The sequence below is a fragment of the Streptomyces sp. NPDC044719 genome (genome assembly GCF_056433405.1).
On record NZ_JBWKHE010000003.1, the window covers coordinates 442,771 to 463,507 of the forward strand.

Annotated in this window: 18 protein-coding genes; 8 read left to right on the plus strand and 10 right to left on the minus strand. The window is 73.1% G+C overall.

Annotated features, from left to right (window positions below; translation table 11 throughout):
• Positions 1-67 precede the first annotated feature (67 nt).
• The 4 genes from AC07DF_RS13545 to AC07DF_RS13560 are packed head-to-tail and all read left to right on the plus strand — an operon-like array spanning position 68 to position 3,771.
• The gene (locus AC07DF_RS13545; RefSeq protein WP_478970160.1) at positions 68-1,705 is read left to right on the plus strand and encodes a penicillin-binding transpeptidase domain-containing protein; all 1,638 of its coding nucleotides are present in this window, start codon (positions 68-70) and stop codon (positions 1,703-1,705) included.
• 14 nt (positions 1,706-1,719) lie between these two features.
• Entirely contained in the window at positions 1,720-2,661 is a 942-nt protein-coding gene (gene bla / locus AC07DF_RS13550) for a class A beta-lactamase (RefSeq protein WP_478970162.1), read from the plus strand.
• Positions 2,662-2,680: 19 nt separating this feature from the next.
• Positions 2,681-3,043 (plus strand): DUF952 domain-containing protein, encoded by a 363-nt coding sequence (locus AC07DF_RS13555; RefSeq protein ID WP_478970164.1) that lies wholly within the window; start codon positions 2,681-2,683, stop codon positions 3,041-3,043.
• 47 nt (positions 3,044-3,090) lie between these two features.
• Complete coding sequence (locus AC07DF_RS13560) at positions 3,091-3,771, plus strand: DUF4328 domain-containing protein (protein WP_478970973.1); 681 nt, start codon at positions 3,091-3,093, stop codon at positions 3,769-3,771.
• On the opposite strand, the gene AC07DF_RS13565 is transcribed toward AC07DF_RS13560, so the two are convergent.
• The 5 genes from AC07DF_RS13565 to AC07DF_RS13585 form a co-directional block, all read right to left on the minus strand.
• Positions 3,768-5,276: an alpha/beta hydrolase gene (locus AC07DF_RS13565; protein WP_478970166.1), complete on the minus strand. Its 1,509-nt coding sequence runs from the start codon at positions 5,274-5,276 to the stop codon at positions 3,768-3,770. The two genes, AC07DF_RS13560 and AC07DF_RS13565, sit on opposite strands and share 4 nt — an antisense overlap.
• A gap of 121 nt (positions 5,277-5,397) precedes the next feature.
• On the minus strand, positions 5,398-5,916 hold the full coding sequence (locus AC07DF_RS13570) for a hypothetical protein (protein ID WP_478970168.1): 519 nt from the start codon (positions 5,914-5,916) through the stop codon (positions 5,398-5,400).
• Positions 5,900-6,391: an RNA polymerase sigma factor gene (locus AC07DF_RS13575; RefSeq protein ID WP_107456362.1), complete on the minus strand. Its 492-nt coding sequence runs from the start codon at positions 6,389-6,391 to the stop codon at positions 5,900-5,902. The genes AC07DF_RS13570 and AC07DF_RS13575 overlap by 17 nt, the downstream gene beginning before the upstream one ends.
• Positions 6,388-7,014 carry a class F sortase gene (locus tag AC07DF_RS13580; RefSeq protein ID WP_478970170.1) on the minus strand — a complete coding sequence of 209 codons (627 nt, stop codon included), beginning with the start codon at positions 7,012-7,014 and terminating at the stop codon, positions 6,388-6,390. The genes AC07DF_RS13575 and AC07DF_RS13580 overlap by 4 nt, the downstream gene beginning before the upstream one ends.
• Positions 7,011-7,400, minus strand: a complete 390-nt coding sequence (locus AC07DF_RS13585; protein WP_478970171.1) for a sortase-dependent protein — start codon at positions 7,398-7,400, stop codon at positions 7,011-7,013. The genes AC07DF_RS13580 and AC07DF_RS13585 overlap by 4 nt, the downstream gene beginning before the upstream one ends.
• 189 nt (positions 7,401-7,589) lie before the next feature.
• Here AC07DF_RS13585 and AC07DF_RS13590 point away from each other — a divergent pair, with 189 nt between their 5' ends.
• The 4 genes from AC07DF_RS13590 to AC07DF_RS13605 all read left to right on the plus strand — a co-directional run bounded on the left by AC07DF_RS13590 (position 7,590) and on the right by AC07DF_RS13605 (position 12,730).
• The gene (locus AC07DF_RS13590) at positions 7,590-8,765 is read left to right on the plus strand and encodes an NAD(P)/FAD-dependent oxidoreductase (protein ID WP_478970173.1); all 1,176 of its coding nucleotides are present in this window, start codon (positions 7,590-7,592) and stop codon (positions 8,763-8,765) included.
• A gap of 110 nt (positions 8,766-8,875) precedes the next feature.
• The gene (locus tag AC07DF_RS13595) at positions 8,876-10,201 is read left to right on the plus strand and encodes a hypothetical protein (protein ID WP_478970175.1); all 1,326 of its coding nucleotides are present in this window, start codon (positions 8,876-8,878) and stop codon (positions 10,199-10,201) included.
• A 49-nt stretch (positions 10,202-10,250) separates the two neighbouring features.
• Complete coding sequence (locus tag AC07DF_RS13600) at positions 10,251-11,480, plus strand: AAA family ATPase (protein ID WP_478970176.1); 1,230 nt, start codon at positions 10,251-10,253, stop codon at positions 11,478-11,480.
• Positions 11,477-12,730 carry a vWA domain-containing protein gene (locus tag AC07DF_RS13605; protein ID WP_478970177.1) on the plus strand — a complete coding sequence of 418 codons (1,254 nt, stop codon included), beginning with the start codon at positions 11,477-11,479 and terminating at the stop codon, positions 12,728-12,730. The genes AC07DF_RS13600 and AC07DF_RS13605 overlap by 4 nt, the downstream gene beginning before the upstream one ends.
• A 4-nt stretch (positions 12,731-12,734) precedes the next feature.
• Here AC07DF_RS13605 and AC07DF_RS13610 read toward each other — a convergent pair whose 3' ends face one another.
• The 5 genes from AC07DF_RS13610 to AC07DF_RS13630 all read right to left on the minus strand — a co-directional run bounded on the left by AC07DF_RS13610 (position 12,735) and on the right by AC07DF_RS13630 (position 20,702).
• The gene (locus tag AC07DF_RS13610; protein ID WP_478970179.1) at positions 12,735-13,373 is read right to left on the minus strand and encodes a response regulator; all 639 of its coding nucleotides are present in this window, start codon (positions 13,371-13,373) and stop codon (positions 12,735-12,737) included.
• Complete coding sequence (locus AC07DF_RS13615; RefSeq protein WP_478970181.1) at positions 13,370-14,572, minus strand: sensor histidine kinase; 1,203 nt, start codon at positions 14,570-14,572, stop codon at positions 13,370-13,372. Before AC07DF_RS13615 ends, AC07DF_RS13610 begins: the two co-directional genes overlap by 4 nt.
• 5 nt (positions 14,573-14,577) lie before the next feature.
• Positions 14,578-16,806: an MMPL family transporter gene (locus AC07DF_RS13620; RefSeq protein WP_478970183.1), complete on the minus strand. Its 2,229-nt coding sequence runs from the start codon at positions 16,804-16,806 to the stop codon at positions 14,578-14,580.
• 110 nt (positions 16,807-16,916) lie between these two features.
• Positions 16,917-18,854: a glycoside hydrolase family 97 protein gene (locus AC07DF_RS13625; RefSeq protein WP_478970185.1), complete on the minus strand. Its 1,938-nt coding sequence runs from the start codon at positions 18,852-18,854 to the stop codon at positions 16,917-16,919.
• Between the two features lie 177 nt (positions 18,855-19,031).
• Positions 19,032-20,702 (minus strand): alpha/beta hydrolase, encoded by a 1,671-nt coding sequence (locus AC07DF_RS13630; protein ID WP_478970187.1) that lies wholly within the window; start codon positions 20,700-20,702, stop codon positions 19,032-19,034.
• Positions 20,703-20,737: the final 35 nt, after the last annotated feature.

The window sequence follows — 20,737 nt, forward strand, 5'->3', positions numbered from 1 at the left end:
GTATTGATCGATGCGAGATCGATAAAGGTCTTGGACAGGTTGCCCACGGCGCTGCTGTTCTCGGCGCATGGACTCCCTCGCCGAATACACCAGCCGTGCCAACCGGGACCGCAGACGGCGCCGCAACGCCGTCCGGGCCGTCACCGCGGGAGCGGTGGTGCTGGCCGTCGCCGTGGGCGGGTCGTACGCGGCCGGTCTCGGTCCCTTCGCACGGGACACCGGCCCCGACCCCGCCGCCGGGAAGCAGGCCCGCGCGTTCCTCGCCGACTGGGCCGCCGGCCGGCTGCCGAGCGCGGCGGCCCGCACGACCAGCCCCGGTACGGCACAGCGCGTGCTGGACAGCTTCACCGCCGGGCTCGAGATCACCGAGCCCGCGCTCAAGGCCAAGGCCGCGACCGAGGCGGAGGACGGCACGGTCACCGTCCCGTTCACCGCCCGGATGCCCGTCACCGGCCTGGGCACCTGGACCTACGAGTCGAAGCTGCCGCTGCGTCAGCAAGGCGACGGCACCTGGAAGGTGGACTGGACGCTGTCCGTCGTCCACCCCCGGCTGAGCGGCACCGAGAAGTTCCGCCTCGAACGGGAGGAGACGAAACCCCCCGAGGTCATCGACCGGCAGGGGACGGCCCTGTCCGGCGACGAACTCCCCTCCCTCGCACCCCTCATGACCCGCCTCGGCGGAAACGGCACGGACACCGGCGCGCGCGGGGCCATCCACCTCGTCGACCGGGCCACCGGGGACGTCGAGCGCACGGAGGCCAGGTTCGGCGCGCGCACGGTCCGGGACAAGGGCCCCGTCCGCACGACCCTGCACGCCGGCTGGCAGTCCGCCGCCGAGCAGGCCCTCGCCACCCACGCCGAGGGCAAGAACGCCGCGCTCGTCGCCTTGCGCATCGACGACGGCGAGATCCTGGCCGTGGCGAACTCCCCGGCCTCCGGCTTCAACCGAGCCCTCTCCGGCACCTACGCGCCCGGCTCCACCTGGAAGATCGTCACCACCAGCGCCCTGCTGCTCAAGGACGCCGTCAAGCCGGACGAGGTGGTCGACTGCCCCCGGTACCTCACGGTGGGGAAGCGGTTCCAGAACGTGGAACTCTCCCAGCACCCGGGCGCCACCTTCCGCAAGGATTTCACCGAGTCGTGCAACACCGCCTTCATCAGCCTGCGCGACCGGCTCTACGACGGGGAACTCGGGGATGTGGCACGCAAGTACTTCGGGGTGGGCCAGGAATGGCACGTCGGGGCACCGACGTACGACGGCTCGGTGCCGGCGCCGAAGGACGAGACGGAGAAGGCCGCCTCGATGATCGGGCAGGGCCGGGTGCAGGCCAATCCGCTGCTCATGGCGTCCGTGACCGCGACGGCCGTGTCCGGCACCTTCCACCAGCCCTCGCTCACCGACGGCAACGAGGACAAGACCACCACGACCCCACTCCCACGGGGCGTCGTCACCGAGCTGCGCGCGATGCTGCGGGCCACCGTCACCGACGGCACCGCGGAGGTCCTCTCCGATCTGCCCGGCGAGATCGGCGCCAAGACCGGTACCGCCGAGGTCTCCGACGCGCAGGACAACAACGGCTGGCTCGTCGCCCACCGCGGCAACGTCGCCGTGGCCTGTGTCGTGGAGGAGGGTGTCACCGGCGGCGGCTCCGCCGGACCGATCGTCCACAGCCTGCTGGCCGCCGCTTCCGGCGACCCCGAGTGACCGGAGAACACCGCATGTCCGCGCATGGACCTTCCTCGTCGACCCGCCGGGCCTTCCTGGCCGCCGCGGCCCTCCTCCCTCTCGCCGGCTGCGGCACGGACGAAGACCGGGAGACCGGCCGGACCGGCCGAACGTCCACGACCGCCCCACCCGCCCCCGCGCCTCCCGTCCACCGCCCCCGACTGGCGGATCTGGAGCGCGAGTTCGGCGCCCGCGTCGGCGTCTACGCCCTCGCCACCGGCACCGGCGCCACCGTGATCCACCGCGCCGACGAGCGCTTCGCCTTCTGCTCGACCTTCAAGGCACTGGCCGCCGCCGCGGTCCTGCACCACCGCTCCCTGAAGGGCCTGGACCGGCGCGTCACCTACACGCGCGCCGACCTCGAGTCCACGGCGCCGATCACCGGGAAGCACATCGCGACCGGCATGACCCTGCGCCAACTCTGCGACGCCGCCGTCCGGTACAGCGACGGCACGGCCGGGAACCTGCTGCTGCGCGACCTCGGCGGCCCGGCGAAACTCACCGCCTATCTGCGCGGACTCGGCGACGAGGTCAGCCGCATGGACCACTACGAGCCCGAACTGCACGACGTACGACCCGACGACCCCAGCGACACCACCACCCCCCGGGCGATCGCCACCGACTTCCGCGCCCTGCTCCTGGGCACCGCCCTGCCCGCCCGCGAACGCGCCCTGCTCACGGACTGGCTCTCGCGCAACGCCACCGAAGTCGGCGCCCGGCGCATCCGGGCCGGGCTCCCCAGGGGCTGGGAGGTGGCCGACAAGACCGGCACGGGCAACTACGGCAGGGCCAACGACATCGCGATCGTCCGTCCGCCCCGCACCGAGCCGCTCGTCCTGGCCGTCATGACCGACCGGCCCGGCTACGGGGCCGAGCCCTCGGACGCCCTGATCGCCGAGGCGACCCGGCGGACCATCGCCGCCCTGAAACTCTGAGGGGTCTATAACGGGGGCCATGATCTATCACGTGGTACCGCTCACCGTCTGGGACACCGCCCCCGGCCGGACGTACGCGCCCGACTCCCTCGCCGAGGAGGGCTTCGTGCACTGCTCCCCGGACGAGCCGGCCACGCTGGCCGTCGTCAACGCCTTCTACCGGGACGCGCCCAGGCCACTGCTGGTGCTCGCCCTCGACGAGGCGCGTCTGACCGCGCGGGTGGAGTTCGAGGCGGCGGCCCCCGCCCCGCCGCCCGGGGTCGCCGGGGACGTCCTCTTCCCGCACGTGTTCGGCCCCCTCGACCGGGACGCCGTCGACCACGTCCTCGAGGTGCGGTGGGACGAGGAGGGCCGGGCGGCGGGACTGAGCCGGCGGGACTGAGCGGGGCAGGAAGGCCGGGTGAAGGGGTAGGACAAGATGGGCGGGTGATCGAAAAGGAACCCCCCACCTCCACTGAGCCCTCTGCCCTGCGCCCGATCCGGGGCGCGGCCAACCTCGCCGTCGTCGCTCTCGCCCTCGCCGGACTGGCCTGGGCGGTCCGGGCGGTCTGGCACATCCGGCTCGCCACGGCGGGCATGCCGGCGTCCGGCCCGCCCGACCAGGGCGACGGCGTCCACCGTCCTCTCAACGCCCTGGAGAACTCCTACCATTCGGTCGACTCCGCAGGCGGCGCCGTCACGGCGGTCTGCGCCCTCGTGTTCCTGCTCTGGCTGGACCGCGTACGGGACAACGCCCGGACCCTCTCGGACAAGGAACCGCGCTACCAGTACCTCTGGCTCTTCCTGGGCTGGATCGTGCCCATCGTGAACCTGTGGATACCCCGGGGCATGGTCGCGGACGTCCACCGGTCTGTCTTCCCCGACCGGCGGCTGCCCGCCGTCGTGAACTGGTGGTGGGGCCTGTGGCTGGCCGGCCTGGCCGGCGGAGTCGGCCTGATCTACGCCGACTCCACCGACGACGTCATCGTCCGCGCCTACACCGAAGTCTGGCCCCTGCTCGCCGCCGACCTGGCGATCGTGGCCGCGGCCGGCACCGCCGCCCTCATGGTCCGCACGCTCACGGCGGCCCAGCAGGAGCGCCTCGACGAGATCGCGCGGACCGGCTCCTAGTTCCCGGTGGCCGGGTCGGCCGCGGCGCAGGTGCTGCCGTCGCGCGGGACCTTCAGGGCGACGAGATAGCCGTCCATCGCGTCGCGGGTGCAGTCGCTCCGGTCGTAGACGCGGTGTCCCGCGCCCTCGTACGTCAGCAGGACGGCCCTGCCGCGGGTCTGCCGGTGTACCTCGGCCGCCCAGGAGAAGGGGTTGGCCGGGTCGTGCCGGGAGTGCATCATCAGCAGCTTCGGGGCCTTGGTGACGCGCAGATCGTGCTGTGGATTGTTCACCCGCTCCGGCCAGCCGACACATCCGGCCAGAGCGGCGTGCACGCGGGGCGAGCCGCGCATGTGCGGTGCCGCCTGCTGTTCGGCCGCGGTCAGGCGCGCGAACTCCCGGTGGTCGCGCGGCCGGAACCGCCAGTCCTGGCAGAACACCGCGAAGAGGGGCTGCGCCTCGAGTGGCTCATCGGCTTCCGGTGCCGGGGCCGTGGCGGCCGCCGCGGGCCGTGTCTCCGGCCGCTGCGCGTCGAGTCGCGCCACGAACGTCGCCGCCTCGGCCCAGTTCGGTCCGTAGAACATCCTGAAGACGCGCAAGGTGATCTCGTTCGCGTCGAGGGTCCGGCCCGGCTGCTCCGGATCCCGTATCCCGCCTCGGTCGGCCCGCTCCAGCAGTCCGTCCCAGACGGCCGGGACGTCGCGCCCGTGCAGGGCACAAGAGCGCGCACGATCACACCACTTCACGAACTGGTGCCAGGAGTCCTCGGCGGATGTCGCCGAGGAGACGAGGAACTCCCGGGCGCCGGTGATGCTGTGGTCGATGTTCGCGGTGAGGGACATGGCACGGATGCGGTCGCCGTACAGCTCCGCGTACTGCTCGCCGAGCAGCGTGCCGTAGGAGTGGCCGAAGTAGGTGATCTTCCGCTCGCCCAGCGCCTTGCGCAGTGCCTCCATGTCGTGGACGACGGACAGGGTGTCGGCGTGGTCGAAGACGGGGCCGGTGTGGCGGCGGCAGTCCTCGCGCAGCTCGCGGTTGTAGGCCGCCAGCCGCTCGAACTCCCCCTGGTCGCGCGGATACACCGACGGCCGCGCGTCCAGCAGCTTCTTCGAGCACATCACCGGCCGGCTGCCGCCCACGCCCCGCGGATCGAAGCCGACGATGTCGAATCTGGCCCGCAGTTCGGCACTGAGCTGGGCCTCGGCGCGCGTCAGGGTGTAGTTGACGCCGGAGTCGCCCGGTCCTCCCGGGTTGACCATCAGGACGCCGATCCTGCGGTCCGGGTCGGTCGCCTTGCGGCGGGCCACGGCCAGGTCGAACGTCTCGCCCCGCGGCCGGGCCCGGTCCACCGGCAGCCGCAGCGTCCCGCACTCGGCCGTCTCGTGATCGGGGCACGGCTTCCAGTCGATGGCCCGCACGGACGCCGCCGGCGAGGTCGTGCGGGTATCGGCCTCCGCCACACCTCCCCCCATCAGCAGCGCCCCTGCGGCGAGCGCTCCGGCTAACCCCTTCAACAACGAACGCACGGAGTTCCTCCTGTCGGCCATGCGAGGGAGCCTGGCAGCAGGCCAGGACGCACCACAACGCTCACCGACCCGAATCGGGGACAGACCGGGGAACGCACGGACAGGGACTCGGGGTTGACCCCTACTGGTCCCTCGGCCCGGTCGACGGGACGTCTCGCGCCGGGGTCGGTGTGGCCGACGGGGTGCGGGACACGGCCGTCGCGCGCGTGGTGTCGCGGGGACTGTCCGTGCGCGGGGCGGCCGTCCCGGGGGCCGGGGCCTCGGATGCCGAGGTCGGCGCGGAGGACGGCAGGGGGGATGGTGCGGAGGACGACGCGGACGGGGCAGGGGAGGGGGACGACGGCGGAGTGGGAAGGGGCGTCGTCGCGGGCGGCGGGGCCATCGGGACCGTCGGGGAGGCGGGACGGTCCGGGGCCGCGAAGCGCAGGGGGAGTGCGATGAGGGCCGCCACGGCACAGCACACCCCGGCACCGGCAGCGGTACGAACGAGGCGGCGGCGCTTCGCCCTGCGGCGGACCACCTCGTACTGGCCGGGCGGTGCCCCCAGGTAGTCCGGGGAGGAGGGACGCAGGATCACGGCGAGGGGGTCGTCGGGGCCGGACTCCGGGTCGCCCGGGACGTCGTCAAGGCGTGTGGTCAAGGCTTCTCCTCAGGTGGACGCGGAGCAGTTCGCGGGCCGCGTGCAGGTCGGCCTTGACGGTTCCTTCCTTGCGCCCGGTCAGTGCGGACACCTCCCGGATCGGCATGTCAGCGTAGTAGTGGAGGAGGATCGGCACGCGGAGCCGTTCCGGGAGCGACTGGACGAGCAGCCGCACCGAGGGGTCGGCCTGCTCGGGGTGGGGCCGTACGGCGGCTTCCGAGGTTACGCGGTGCAGGGCCCGGCGCTCGCGCTCCAGTTTGCGCCAGTGGTCCCGGACGAGGTTGGCCGCGGTGACGTAGAGGAAGCCGCGGGGCTCCTCCACGGACGTCCAGCGGGCCCAGAGCCGGGTGAACGCCTCCGAGGCGATCTCGTGGGCCGTCCCGTCGTCGTCGACGAGCCGGCGGCACCAGCCGGCGAGGCGCGGGTAGAGGGCGGCGAACAGTTCGGACGCGGCCTTCTCGCGGGACCGTTTCAACGCTCTCCAGGGGTCGGGGACTCGGTGCCGCTCAGCGCGGCGAAGACGATCACGTTGTCCGCGTATCCGTCGCCGGTGCGCGCTCCGCCGCATGTGATCAGCCGCAGTTCCGGGCGGTCCACGTTCCCGTAGACGTCGTCCGCGGGGAATGCGGTTTTCGGGGTGGTCCGTACGGTCGTGACGGCGAACTCCGCCGCCGTGCCGTTCTCCAGGCGCGCCACGATCCGGTCGCCCCGGCGCAGCCGGTCGAGACGGCGGAAGACGCCGTCGCCGTACTTCCCGACCGTGACATGACCGAGGATCACCGACGGCCCGGTCTGCCCCGGGGCCGGCGAGTGCCGGTACCAGCCGGCCCGGTCGTCCGCCGTGAGGGGCGGGACCTCCACCGTGCCGTCCGGTGCCAGGCCCAGCCGGATCACGGGCGTGTCGACACCGATCGCCGGGATCAGCAGCCGGACCGGAGCGGATCGGGCCAGGGGACGCGCCCCCTTGGCCGGAACCGCCCCTTCGGCCGGAACCGCCCGCGGCTTCGGCTGCCGTCCGGTGCTCTCGTGGCCCCCGCACGCCGTCAGCAGCGACGCCAGTGCCGCGGTGGTGAACGCGCGCCTGGAGAACGCGGTCATGCCCCGGTCGCCCGGCGGCGGCGCACGACGAACACCGTTCCGCCGCCCAGCGCGAACGCAGCGGCGGCGCCCGCGCCGATCGCCGTGCCGTCGCTCCCGGAGGACGAGGATGCCGGCGTCACACCGGTGTCGGGCGCGCCGCCCGGCCGGACGGAGACCTGGTCCTCGGCCGGTGCCCGGGTCGGTTCCGGCTTCGGGGCCGGGCGGGTGGCTTCCGGTGCCCGGGTCGGTTCGGCACTGTCCGGCGCCTCGGACGGGGCGGGCCGGGTGCTGCTGGGCGGGGTGGCCGACGGGACCGGGCTCGGGGTCGTCGCGGACGCGGGCCCGGTGCCCAGCAGTACGGCGGTGCCCGCGAGGGCCAGGGCGCTCAGGACGGTGCGGCGCATGGAATCGCTCTCCTTCGTCGGTCCCGCCCGGTGCTCGGCGGGGTGGGTGACGGTCGTGCGGAGAGACGAGGCGGCGGTGGGGCAGGTTGTAAAGAGATGGCAAAGTCCGCTGAGGGTGTGCGCGGGGGCGGGTGGTTGACCTCGTAGGTGCCGCGTAGTGGACTGGAACGACTGCGAAGGGATGGCCCTTTGACCTCCTCACCCGTCTGCCCCACCGTCCCCCGCACCGCCGACGTCGTGATCATCGGCGGTGGTGTGATGGGCACGAGCATCGCCTTCCACCTGGCCGAGGCCGGGGCGGGGAACATCGTCGTCGTGGAACGCGCAGAGCTCGGCCAAGGCAGCTCGGGCAAACCGATCGGCGGCGTACGGGCGCACTTCTCCGACCCGCTCAACATCGAACTGGGCGACCGGAGTCTGCGCGCCTTCCGGGACTTCCCCGACCGCCCCGGCGCCGACATCCGCCTCGACACCGTCGGCTACCTCTTCCTGCTCACCACCGAGCGGCAGGCCGCCGACTTCGAGGGCGCCGTCCGGCTGCAGAACTCCCTCGGCGTCCCCAGCCGTATGACCGGCCCCGAAGAGGCCCGCCGCCTGTGCCCCTACGTCAGCACGGACGGGCTGGTGGCCGCCGCCCACTCGCCGGCCGACGGCCACGCCCGGCCGGGACTGGTCGTCCAGGGGTATGCCCGGGCGGCGGCAAGGGCCGGGGTCGTGTTCGCCACGCACACCACCGTCACCGGTTTCGACACCGCCGGCGACCGGCTCACGGCCGTCCTCACCGACCGCGGGCGGATCGACTGCGCCACGGTCGTCTGCGCCGCCGGCGCCTGGTCGGCACGGATCGGCGACCTGGCCGGCGTCCCCCTCCCCGTCCGGCCGGTGCGCCGCCAACTGGCCTTCACCGTCCCGCTCACACCGCCCGCCCCGCGCATCCCCTTCACCATCGACTTCTCGTCCTCGGCGTACTTCCACAACAGCGACGACGGGCTGCTGTTCGGCCTGGCCGACCCCGCCGAGCCGGACGGCTTCGACACCACCTGGACCCCCGGGTGGCTGGAGCTCTTCCGCGACGTCGTACGCCACCGCGCCCCCGACCTCGCCGAGATGGAGACGGCGGACGGCTGGGCCGGGCTCTACGAGGTCACCCCCGACCACAACGCGCTCATCGGCCGCTCCGACGAGGTCGTCAACTTCCTCTACGCCACCGGGTTCTCCGGCCACGGCTTCCTCCAGGCCCCGGCCGTCGGGGAGATCGTCCGCGACCTGTACCTGGACCGGACGCCCTGCGTCGACGTCGGTCCCCTCAGCGCCGACCGCTTCCGGGCGGGGGCGGCGATCCGGCCCGAGTCGCACGTGGTGTGAGGCGTGGGATATTCCGTCGCGCAGGGGGAGCGAGGGCCGTTAGCATCCGTCGCGATGACGACTCACTCCGAGAACAGATCGGGGGTCCCGTCCGCGCAAGGTGAGTGCTGATGCTCACCGACCTCGCGAACGGGGACACCCCGCCTTCCTTCTGGCCGCGCGTGCGCGAGTTCGCCGTGCCGCCCTCCATGATCGAGACCGCGACCGCCCGGCGGCAGGCCGGGGACTGGGCGGGTGCGTGCGCCGCTGCCGGTATCGACGTAGACCTCCAGCCACGCGCCGTGGCCCGGGCCCACGGCAGAGAACTCGCCGCCCGGCTCCGCGCCGACCTCCGTCACCTGGCGCCCGACCTGCTGCGCTGGCACCTGCCGAGGATCGCCCCCGACGGGCTGTTGCGGCCGGGGCTGACGATCGGGCTGGCCCGGTACGACACCACAGGCCCCGCACCGCAGCAGCTCGTGGTGCGGACACCACCGGCCTGGGCCGACGCCGGTCAGCGGCTCAGCCTCGCCCTGTGGGACGGGTCGGACACGGCCGACCGGCGCCATCCGCATCCCCGCCCCAGCAGACGGTTCCGTCTCGACCTGCACCGGCACCTGTGGGATGCGCGCCGGGCAGGCGAGTTGCGGGCGCGGGCGGGAGCGGGTCCGCCGGACGGTCGTTCAGCGCCCGGGCCGCTGCCGCACGGCCATCGCTGCGCCGTCGACCGGTGGGCGGCCGAGGCGGAGATCCTGCTGCGTGCCGAGGGCCGGTCGACCGGCAGGGTCGGTGTCCGGCTCGGGGCGCGCAACCGGCTGGTCCTGGACGTGTCCGACGGCACCCCGGCGGTGACGTCGCACGCCCCCGACCCCGCTCTGCCCGTCCTGCCCGATGCGGCGACCTGGGTGCTGCCCGACCTGGAGCTGCTCCGGGCCGGGGCGATCGATCCCGGGCGGCTGCATCCGCTGGTCGCCTCGGCGCTGGGGGTCGAGCGGACCGGCACCTCCGGCGCGCCTGAACAGGCGGGTGATCCACGGCAGGTGGAGTGCAGGGGCGCCCGGCACACCATCGGCCTGGTCGACGGCGCCCTGGCCGCACTGGACCACGACCCGGACGAGATCCGGCGCGAGGAACTGCTGGCAGCGCTCGGCGGACCACCCCTGCCCTGTCTCCAGGCCATCGACCGCGCACACCGCCGCCCCGACTGCCTCACCGGCGTGCGTGAACGCCTCCGGCACGGCGACGTCACCGGGGCGCTGGCCGCCGTGGAGAGCCTGCTGGGCCCCGAAGCGGTGCTGCGCGACGGCCCGCTGAGGGACGCGCTGGAAACGGCCGCGCGGCGGCGGATCGCCTACGGGCTGTTCCGGACGGGCCTTGACGGGCCCTCGCCCGGCAGCCTGCGCCCCTGGGACCGCCGCCGCTCCCGCGACCACGGCCCGCGCCCCCGCCACATGTGACCTCGCCCCGCCCGCCCTTCAGGACCTCTAGACCTACAGGTGATCACCCATGCCCACACGCATCACGCCCCTGGCCGACACCACCGCCCGACTCGACGTCGCCGCCGACCTGCTGACCCTCCTGCGCGACACCACCACCGAACCGCGCCCCGACACCCAGCTGGAAGCCCTCACCCTGGCCGTCGCCGCGGATCTGCCCGTGCTGCTGTGGGGAGAGCCGGGCATCGGCAAGACCGCCGCCCTGAACCAGCTCGCCACCGTCCTGGACCTGCCGCTGACCACGGTGATCGCGAGCGTGCACGAGCCGTCCGACTTCTCGGGGCTGCCGATCGTCGGCGACGACCCCGCCGAACAGGGTGTGCCCATGGCCCCGCCGGACTGGGCGGTGCGCCTGGTGCGGGCCGGTCGGGGACTGCTGTTCCTCGACGAACTCTCCACCGCGCCGCCCGCCGTCCAGGCGGCCCTGCTCCGGCTCGTGCTGGAGCGGCGGATCGGAGCGCTGCGGCTGCCGCCCGGCGTGCGGATCGTGGCCGCCGCCAACCCGCGCTCCTCGGCCGCCGACGGCTGGGAACTGAGCCCGCCGCTCGCCAACCGCTTCGTCCACCTCCAGTGGACGCACGACACCGAGGTCGTCGTCCGGGGCCTCGGCGGGACCTGGCCCCGGGCGACCCTGCCCCGGCTCGACCCGGGAAAGCTGCCGGAGGCCGTGGCCTTCGCCCGCCGTGCCGTGTGCGAGCTGCTCACGGCACGCCCCGGGCTCGTGCACCGGCTGCCCAGCGGAGAGACCCGCCGGGGCGGGGCCTGGCCGTCGCCCCGAAGCTGGGAGATGACGCTGCATCTGATCGCCTTCGCCACCGCGGCCGGCTCCTCCCGTGACGTGCTCTCCCTGCTGGTCCGGGGCACCGTCGGGGACGGGCCGGGTCTCGAACTGCTGGCGAGCCTGGACCGGATGGACCTGCCGGACCCCGAGACCCTCCTGGCCGACCCGGCGGCTGCGGTCCTGCCCGAGCGGGGCGACCTGCGCCAGGCCGCGCTGGACGCCGTCGTCTCCGCGGTCCGCAGCCGCCCGGATCGGCCCCGCTGGGACGCGGCGTGGGCACTGCTGGTCAAGGCCGTGGAGAGCGGGCCCCCGGACGTCGTGGTCGTCCCCGCGACCACGCTCGCCGCACTGCGCCGGGAGGACTGGGACGTACCGGTGTCGATCGAGCGCCTGGCGGGGGTGGTGTCGCTGTCGCGGAGGGCGGACCGGACCAAGGCGGCGGCGAAGGCGGGCCGATGACGACGGACGGCTCCGGCACGACCGGCACCCTCGACCGGGACAAGCTCTTCACGGCCCGTCTGCACGCCGCCCGGGTCCGCCCCTACCTCGCTACGGCCCTGTTCGCCCTGCATGTCGTGGAGTCGCGCCGGGTGCCGACGATGGGCGTCGACCGGCACTGGCGGTGCTACGTCTCGCCGGTGTTCGTGGACCGTACGCCCGTCGAGGAACTGGCCGGTGTGTGGGTGCACGAGGTGTCGCACCTGCTGCGCGACCACCACGGCCGCAGCGACCGGGTCGCCCGGGAGCGGGGGCTGAGCGGACCGGGGGAGCGGCTGCGGATGAACATCGCCGCGGACTTCGAGATCAACGACGACGTCTACGGCGACGGCCTGGCCCGCCCCGAGGGAGCGGTCGAGCCGGGCGATCTGGGGCTGGCGGAAGGCGAGTTGATGGAGGAGTACCTCCGGCAGTTCACCATCGGCCCGCGCATGCAGGACCTCGCCTGGCTGGACTGCGGCAGTGGCGCCGACGGACTGGGCCGGGAGTGGGAACTCGGCCCGGGCGGCACGCACGGCCTGAGCGAGCAGGAACGGGACGCCGTCCGCTTCCGGGTGGCGCAGGGCATCACCGGCCGCCCCGGCAGCGCCCCGCAGGGCTGGCGGCGATGGGCCGAGGAGGCCTTTCACCCGCCCCAGCCCTGGCGGGAGTTGCTGGGCGCGGCGGTCCGCTCGGCCACGTCCGGCCCCGGCGCGGGCGAGGACTACACCTACGGCCGCCCGGCCCGGCGTGCCGTCTGTCTGCCCGGCGTCGTGGTGCCGAGCCTCCGCCGCCGACCGCCCAGGGTCGCGGTCATCATCGACACCTCCGGCTCGGTCAGCGACGCCGAACTCGGCAGCGCGCTCCTGGAAGTCGCCGCGATCGCCCGGGCGGTGGGCGGACGCCGCGACCTCGTCACCGTCATGCCCTGCGACGCCTCGGCCGGGATCGCCCGCCGCCTCTGCCGCGCCGAGGGCATCCCGCTGAAGGGCGGTGGCGGCACGGACCTGCGCGCGGGCTTCACCCGCGCGCTGCGCTCCCGCCCGGCCCCGGACGTCATCGTGGCCCTGACCGACGGCCAGACCCCCTGGCCGGGCACCCGGCCCCCGTGCCGCACGGTCGTGGGCCTCTTCCCCCGCCGCTACGACAACCACGCCCACGACGAGACCGACCCCGAGTACGTCCCGGACTCACCACCGGACTGGGCCCGGGTCGTGGACATCGGCTCATGACGATTCAGGGCCTGTCCAGCAGCCCGCGTTCCATCGCCACCACCACCGCCCGCGTACGGTCGTTGACGTCGAGCTTGGCGAACAGCCGCAGCAGATGGGTCTTCACCGTGGCCTCGGCGATGACGAGGCGGCGGCCGATCTCGGCGTTGGTCAGCCCGTCCGCGACCGCGTTCAGGACGTCCGCCTCGCGGGCCGTGAGCGGGATCTGCGCGGGCTGGCGCATACGGGCGACCAGGCGTTCGGCGACCCGGGGCGCCAGCACGGTCTCGCCGCGCGCCGCCGCGTGGATCGCGTCGGCCAGCTGCTCACGGGTGGTGTCCTTCAGGAGGTAGCCGATGGCCCCGGCCTCCACCGCGCGCTCGATCTCCGCGTCCGTGTCGTACGTCGTCAGGATCAGCACCCGGGTGCGGGGGAAGCGCGCGACGATCTCGGTCGTGGTCGCCACCCCGTCCAGCACGGGCATCCGCAGGTCGACCAGGGCGACATCCGGTGCGTGGCGCTCGACGAGGTCGAGGGCCGCGCGGCCGTCGCCCGCCTCGCCGACGATCTCGATGCCGGACTCGGAGGCGAGCAGGGCCACCACTCCGGCCCGCATGACGGTGTGGTCGTCGACCACGATGACGCGCAGCGGTCCGTCGGTCATGCGCAGGCCCCTTCCGCTTCGGCCGTCACGGGTATCAGCGCCAGCACCCGCGTCCCGTCCCCCACCGAACTCGTCACCGTCAGCCTCCCGCCCAGCTCCGCCAGCCGTTTGCGCATGCCGTCCAGGCCAAAGCCCGACGACTCCGCCACCACGAACCCGGTCCCGTCATCGGTGATCTCCAGCTCCACGCCGTCCGGCTGCCGGGCCAGCACCACACCGACCGTGGAGGCGCGGGCGTGCTTGCGTACGTTGGCCAGCGACTCCTGGGTGCAGCGCAGCAGCGCGATCCGGGTCTGCTGGTCGCACTCCAGGTCCGCCAGCTCGGCGTCGACGGTGAGGCCGGTGTCCTCGGCGAAACGGTCCAGGGTGCGGCGCAGGGTCTGGGCCACCGACCCCGCCGCCACCTGGCCCGGGCGCTGGGGCGAACCGACCAGCTCCCGCGCCTCGGCGAGGTTCTCCCGGGCGGTGGACTCGATCGACCGCAACTGCTGGCCACTTCGGGCCGGGTCGGTCGCGAGCCCCGCCCGGGCCGCCTCGGCGAGCACGATGATCGAGGCGAAGCCCTGGGCGAGGGTGTCGTGGATGTCCCGCGCCAGCCGCTCCCGTTCGTCCGCAGCGCCCTGCCGCTGATGCGCCTCGGCCAACCGGGCCTGGGTGTCCTCCAGTTCGGTGATGAGCCGGGCCCGCTCGGCGCTCTGCCCGACCACCGAGTGCGCCCACAGCCCGATCAGCACCCCCACCGCGACGACGAGCACCGTGGAGACGAGGATCTCGGTGAAGAACTCCACCGTCCAGCCGTGCCGCAGCACGCTCGCGGCCAGGGTCGCGGCCGTGGCGAGCCCCAGGAACACCACCGAGGCCCTCGGCGTCCGCCCGAACAGCCAGTAGTGCGGCAGCGTCACCATGAACAGCGCCGCGTAGTTGTTCCGCAGATAGGCCAGCCCGCCCAGCGCGACCACCAGCACCGACAGATACACGTGCGGCCGTACGACGGGGTTGCCCGGGAAGCGGTACAGGACCGCGTAGGACACCACCACCGCGCCCAGCAGGAGCAGGGCCGCGTACTTGCTCCCGCCGGGCCGGTCGATGGCGGCGAGACCGACGGCCATCACGGCGAACAGCAGCCAGCACACCGCGTTCCAGCGGCGCATCGTCGTGGTCCAGAAGGCGTCGGCGGTGGAGCCGGCGGATGCGGTCATGCCGATCAACGTACGTCGACCGCCGAACGGGAGGAGGACCTTTTCTCCGCGACGTCGTCCGGGGCGTTCTCCGCGACGGCGAGCGCCCGCCGCACCGCGCGCGAGGGCCACCAGCTCGACTCGCCCAGCAGCAGCATCGCCGCCGGCAGCACCAGGACCCGGACCACGACCGCGTCGATCAGCACGGCCGCCGCCAGCACGAAGCCGATCTGCTTCATCTCGATGATGTGCAGGAAGACGAAACTGGCGAACACCGTCGTCATCACGACCGCGGCACTGGTCACCACGCTCGCCGAGGAACGGATCCCGTCCAGCACCGCCTGCCGCGTGGGCACGCCCGCGAGCGCCGCCTCCCTGATCCGGCTGACCACGAACACCTGGTAGTCCATCGACAGCCCGAAGAGGATCACGAAGAGGAACAGCGGCACCCGCGACCCGATCGACCCGGTGGAGTCGAAGTCCAGCAGGCCCTCCGCCCACGTCCCCTGGAAGACCAGCACCAGCAGCCCGAGCGCCGCCGCAGCGGACAGCAGGTTCAGCACGACGCCGAGCAGGGCGAGCACGACCGAACGGAAGGCGTACAGGGTCATCGCGAACGTCACCAGCAGCAACGCGCCGAGGACCAGGGGCAGTTTGCCGTTCTGGTGGGCGGGATAGTCGGCGTAGCGGGCGACGTCGCCGCTCACGCCGTACTCGGCGCCGCCGATCCGGCCCACGGTCGCGGGCAGGAAGTCGTCCCGGAGCCGGTCGAGGGAGTCGTAGGCCTCCTCGGAGTTGCCGAGGTGCGGCACCTTCAGTTCGAGGGTGCTGGTGCGGTCGTCGGCCGAGGTCCGGATCCGCGACGCCCCGGTGAACAGCCGGTCGTCCCCCGCCCGCCCGGTCACCTCCCGCAGAGCGGCGACGACCTCCGCCGACCGCGCGGCATCGGCCCGCACGACGACCTGGTGGGTCACCCGCTGCTCCGGGAAGGCCTCGTTGAGCCGGTCGTACACCCGCATCGCCGGGATGTCGCGGGAGTGGGTGTCCCTGCTCATCTCGGTGATCTTCAGCCCGGCCAGCGGGACGACGAGGGCGAGCAGGGCGAGGACCGAGACGCACAGGGTGGCCAGGGGATGCCGGGCGGCGGGCCGCAGCAGGGCACTCCACACCCGGCCGCCGCCCCGTTCACCCCGCACCCGGCGTACGGGCCTACCGCTCTCGGCCCGCCGTCGCGCCCGGCGCTCCGCCCGCCGCCCGAGCTTGACGAGCAGCGCGGGCAGGGCCGTCAGCGAACTCGCCACCGCCACCAGGACGACCACGATCGTGCCGGTCGCGAGGGACGAGAAGATCACGTCGGAGGCGAGATACAGCGTCGCCGTGGAGGCGACCACCGCCATCCCGGAGACCACCACCGCACGGCCCGAGGTCGCGGCGGCCAGCTCCACCAGCGCCTCGGAGGAGAGCCGCCCGCCGGAGCGGGCCCGTTCCTCCCGCTCGCGCTTGAGATAGAAGAGCGTGTAGTCGACGCCGACCGCGAGGCCGATCATCAGGATGACGTTCGTCCCGATCCCGGCGTCGGGCGACACATGCGAGACGGCCATCGAGAGGCCGACCGCCGCCGCGATCGACGACAGCGCCAGCAGCAACGGCACCCCGGCCATGGTCACCGACCCGAACACGACCAGCAGCGTGAGCAGGGTGACGGGCAGGGTGATCGCCTCGGACAGCGCCAGATCGTCGCTGCGCTGCTGGTCGACGCCCTTGCTGACGGAAGGACTTCCGGTCTGTTCCAGCAGCAGGCCGGGGTGGCCCTCGCGCACCGCGTCGGTCTGCGCCACGAGCGCGTCGACCTTGTCCTTCGCGTCCCGCTCCTCGCCCTTCAGCGACACCTCGACCATGAGGATCCGGCGGTCCTCGGAAAGCAACGGGCCGGCCACGCCCGCCACTTCCGGCAGCCGCCGCATCCGGTCGGTGAGGTCGTCCGCGGCGGCCCGGGCCGCGCCCTGGTCAAGGGCACCGCCTGAACGGGAGGAGATCAGCACCTGCTCGGCGGCTCTGCGTTCCAGACCGGCCTCGGCGGCGAGGGCCTCGGCCCGCCCGGCCTCACCGACCCGGTAGTCCGCCGTCTTGGCACTGTTCGTGCCGACGGCACTGCCGATGCCCAGACACAGCGCCACGAACACCAGCCAGCCGACGATCGCCCGCCAGGGGTGCCGCGCGCTCCAGCGCGCCACGCGCACAGTTAATGAGTTCATGCCCAAAATCGTTGCTGAGCAGGGCAGTTGCCGGACAGAGGCACTCGGTTGAACCTGCCGTCCACCGGTCGGTGGACCCGCCCCCTGGGGAAAACCCCCGCCCCTCGTCCTCAGACGGGCCTCAGCACGACCGCCTGTCCGCCCGCCGGGGCCATCGCCACCTCGAGGGTGTCGGCCCGGGTCACGGTCCGGCTGCCGACCACGACCGGCGTCTGGTACGGGCTGGCGCCCGGGGTGCCGTCGGCGTACACCGTCGCCGTGTACGTACCCCGCCCGAGGAAGGACAGGGGGATGGTGAGCGTCCTCGACGACTCGTCGGTCATCGCGCCGAGGTACCAGTCGGAGCCGCTGCGCCGCGCGACCACGACGTACTCGCCGATCGAGCCGGCCAGCGTGCGGCTCTCGTCCCAGGTCACCGGAACGGCGTTGAACCAGGGCAGGCCCGGCCAGTTGGCGGGGTTGCCGTACTTGGACGGCTTGTCGTACCAGAAGAGGAAGTTGAGGGGCTGGTAGTAGACGGCGGCCATCGCCATCTGGTGGGCGTTGGTGGTCTTGTCGCGGGACTGGCCGTAGCAGATCGTGTAGTCCATCGGGCCGCCGATGTTGCGGGTGAACGGCAGCGTCACATTGTGCGTGGCGGTCGGGAACTGCTCGTTGCCGCGCACGCCCTCCAGACTGATCCAGTTCGGGAAGGTCCGCTCGTAGCCGAACGGCCGGACGTCGTCGTGCATGTCGATCAGCAGCTCGTACTTCGCGGCCGTCTCCGCCCAGTCGATGATCTGGCCGGTCATCGACTGGGTGCCGTCGTTGATGAACCCGAGCTTGATGCCCCGCACGCCCCAGCTCTTGTAGAGGCCGAAGAGGGAGTCCGCGTCGGTCAGCGCCAGCCGGTTGACGTAGAGGAAGACTCCGATGCCCTTGCCCGTGGCGTACGAGATCACCGAGGGCAGGTCGATCGCGGCGATCGGCGCGGTCGCGTCGGGCGTCGTGAACTCCGGGCCGTACCAGCCGGCGTCGTACTCGACGTACTCCAGCCCCCGGGCCACGGCGAAGTCGACGCCCGCGAGTCCGGCCGCGGTGCTGAGCTCGCAGCGGAAGACCTTGCCGGGCTTGATCCACGAGGTCTCGGGGAGGGCGTTCGGCGGAGCCAGGTTCAGCACCAGCTCGGCGTTGTCGACGAGTTCGGCGTGGCCGGCGCCGATGACGACGGCCCGCCACGGCGTGGCGAAGGGCGTGGCCACGGTGGTGGCCGTCTCCACGGGGCCGGTGCCCCGGGCGGTGTGCTCCATGAGGAAGGCGGAGAGGGTGTTCGGCTCACCGGCGACCGAACCGAGCATCAAGCGCGGGTAGTCGACGCGCGCGGACTCGCAGACGCAGGCGATGAGGCCGCCCGAGAGCGTGGCGGTCAGGGGGAGGTCGGTGAGCGGGCCGTTGTCCGTGGTGGCGGTGCCGGTGACGGGTATGGAGCCCGGGGCCACCGGCTCGTAGGCGTTCTCGTCCCGGGCGCTGTAGACGGTGGTGCCGTCCGGGAAGACGAAGGTCGTCAGCTCGTCGGTGATGGTGGCGGTGCCCTGGTCGAGGAGGAGGTACCGCAGGGCGACGCCGGTCCGGTACGCGCGGACCTGCACGCCGAAGCGGATGCCCGTGCCCCTGTCCTCCAAGTCCCAGCGCTGCTCCTGGTAGTGGTCGGTGACGGTCGCGTTGCGCCCGTAGACCGGCGTCCAGGTGGAGCGGCGCGCGCGGAGCCGCTGTCCGGTCACCCGGACGTCAGAGCCGAGGACGGTGCCGTCGCCGAGCCTGATGCCGAGGGAGGAGGTGCCGATCACCGTCCGGCCGTCGCGCCGGGCGGACCACCGGAGTGCTCCGTCGGTCAGTGACAGGGTGATGGAGGTGCCGCCCATGCGGGCGGTCACGCTCTCCGGCCGGTCCGGTCGGCTGTCCGCGGCGTACGCGGGGCCCGTGGTGACGATGCCCGCCACGGCCAGCCCGGCACCGGCGGCCGCGCCCTTGAGTACCTCCCGGCGGGCCCGTTCTCCCGAAGCTCTCATCGTGAGGGACCTTTCCCTTGCGGTAATAGGGTAGTAACCGTTTTCTGCCAGTGGCGAGTGCAGTTGTACGCGCCCCCGCGAGGCGGGTCAAGAGGCAGGAGTTGTCGGGATACGCGAACACCCCGGGTGCCGGGCCGGTCGTGGCCCGGCACCCGGGGTGCCGTCGTGCGGGGTCGGTCAGCGCAGGACGCCGAGGCGGTCGAGGCGCTCGTTGACGCCGTTGCGGAGTTCGCCGAGGGTCGTGCCGGGCGGGGCCACCTTCGGTGTGGAGGACGGCGGCTGGGTCTCGTCCGCGCAGGTCGTGCCGCGCGCCGGGACCTTCAGGTCCACCAGGTAGCTCGTGACGGCGTCCGTCGCGCAGGCACTGCGCCCGAACGCGGTGTGCCCCTCGGCCTCGAAGGTGAGCAGCCGGCCGTTGTCCAGCTCCCGGGACAGCGCCACCGCGTCCTGGTACGGGGTGTCCGGGTCGCCGGTGTTGCCGACGACCAGGATCGGCGCGGAGCCCTTCGCGCGGAAGGAACCGTCGTAGCGGCTGACCTGCTCGCCCTTCCACTGGGCGCAGGCGGTGGCGTGCTGGTGGTCGTAGAGCGGCGGGCCGTAGGCGAGGGCCGGGCCGAGCAGCGGCGCGGCCTTGGCGAAGGAGGTCACCTTCCGCTTCAGCAGGGCCGGGTCGTGCGGGTAGGCCTTGTCGACGCACTCGACGACGACGTTCGGGTTGAGGAAGTCGTAGCTGGCCGCGGACGGCGGCCGGAGCAGGAACGAGGTGTTGTCGCGCTGCTGAGCCTTGTGCAGCGCCTCGCCGAGCGAGGGCCAGATGACCTTGCCCTCGTTGATGTTGAACAGGATGCGGTAGACCAGGGTGTAGCCGCCTGCCTGCCCGCCGTTCGCGGTCGGTACGGGGTCGGCGTCGAGGTCGGCCTTGAGCTTCTCGAACGCGGCCCGGGGGTCGCCGTCGCCGAACCCGCACGTGGCCTGGTCGGCCTCGCACCAGTCGAGGAAGCGGCTCATCGCGCCGTCCAGGGCCAGGTACTGGGGCCGGTCGTAGGCGTACGGCTGGTTCGCGTAGTGCTCGGGGTCGTAGGCGCCGTCGAGCGCGAGGGCGCGCACCCGGTCGGGGAACATCGCGGCGTAGACGGTGCCTATGTAGGAGCCGAACGACCGCCCGTAGTACGTCAGTCGGTCCTCGCCGAGGGCCTGGCGCAGCAGGTCGATGTCCCGGGCGACGTACTCGGTGCCGACGTACGGCAGCAGGTCGCCGGCGTTGTCCTGGCAGGCCTGGTCGAACTCGGCGGCCTGGCGCACGGCGGGCTCGTAGGCGTCCGGGCCGGGGACGCCCCTGGCCGCGGTGATGGCCCGGGTGTAGGTCGGGTCGTCCCAGCACTGGACCTGCGAACTGCGCCCGACGCCGCGCACGTCGTATCCGAAGACGTCGAAGGAGTCGCGCAGGGCGGCCGGCAGCTCGGCGTAGTTCCCGCGCACGAAGTCCACGCCGGAGTTGCCGGGCCCGCCGGGCTGGAGGAAGAGGGTGCCCTTCTTCTTCGCCTGGTCCGGGGCCTTCTTGCGGATGACCGCCAGGGTGATGGTCCTGCCCTGCGGATCGCGGTAGTCCAGCGGCACGTCGGCGGATCCGCACTCGAAGCCGTCCTGGCAGTCGGACCAGGCGAGGGCCGGCACGGTCGGCTGCTTGCCGGTCTCGTCCGGCTGCGCCGCCATCACCTGGGCGGCGGTCCCGGCGACGGCGAAGGAGACGGCGGCGGCGATGGCGATCTTCAGACGCGGGAGGCGTCTGCGCGCGCGGGTGCCGGTGCCGGTGCCGGACCGGCCGGACCCGTGAGCTGGTGTGGTCACTGTGTGTTCCCCTAGGGCGCGAGTGCCGTGGCGCG

Excerpts from the sequence above, each read along its gene's own strand:
- bla (WP_478970162.1), top strand. The coding sequence starts at position 1,720 with ATGTCCGCGCATGGACCTTCCTCGTCGACCCGCCGGGCCTTCCTGGCC.
- AC07DF_RS13615 (WP_478970181.1), bottom strand. The coding sequence starts at position 14,572 with ATGACCGCATCCGCCGGCTCCACCGCCGACGCCTTCTGGACCACGACG.
- AC07DF_RS13545 (WP_478970160.1), top strand. The coding sequence starts at position 68 with ATGGACTCCCTCGCCGAATACACCAGCCGTGCCAACCGGGACCGCAGA.
- AC07DF_RS13610 (WP_478970179.1), bottom strand. The coding sequence starts at position 13,373 with ATGACCGACGGACCGCTGCGCGTCATCGTGGTCGACGACCACACCGTC.
- AC07DF_RS13605 (WP_478970177.1), top strand. The coding sequence starts at position 11,477 with ATGACGACGGACGGCTCCGGCACGACCGGCACCCTCGACCGGGACAAG.
- AC07DF_RS13585 (WP_478970171.1), bottom strand. The coding sequence starts at position 7,400 with ATGCGCCGCACCGTCCTGAGCGCCCTGGCCCTCGCGGGCACCGCCGTA.
- AC07DF_RS13580 (WP_478970170.1), bottom strand. The coding sequence starts at position 7,014 with ATGACCGCGTTCTCCAGGCGCGCGTTCACCACCGCGGCACTGGCGTCG.
- AC07DF_RS13555 (WP_478970164.1), top strand. The coding sequence starts at position 2,681 with ATGATCTATCACGTGGTACCGCTCACCGTCTGGGACACCGCCCCCGGC.
- AC07DF_RS13595 (WP_478970175.1), top strand. The coding sequence starts at position 8,876 with ATGCTCACCGACCTCGCGAACGGGGACACCCCGCCTTCCTTCTGGCCG.
- AC07DF_RS13620 (WP_478970183.1), bottom strand. The coding sequence starts at position 16,806 with ATGAACTCATTAACTGTGCGCGTGGCGCGCTGGAGCGCGCGGCACCCC.
- AC07DF_RS13625 (WP_478970185.1), bottom strand. The coding sequence starts at position 18,854 with ATGAGAGCTTCGGGAGAACGGGCCCGCCGGGAGGTACTCAAGGGCGCG.
- AC07DF_RS13600 (WP_478970176.1), top strand. The coding sequence starts at position 10,251 with ATGCCCACACGCATCACGCCCCTGGCCGACACCACCGCCCGACTCGAC.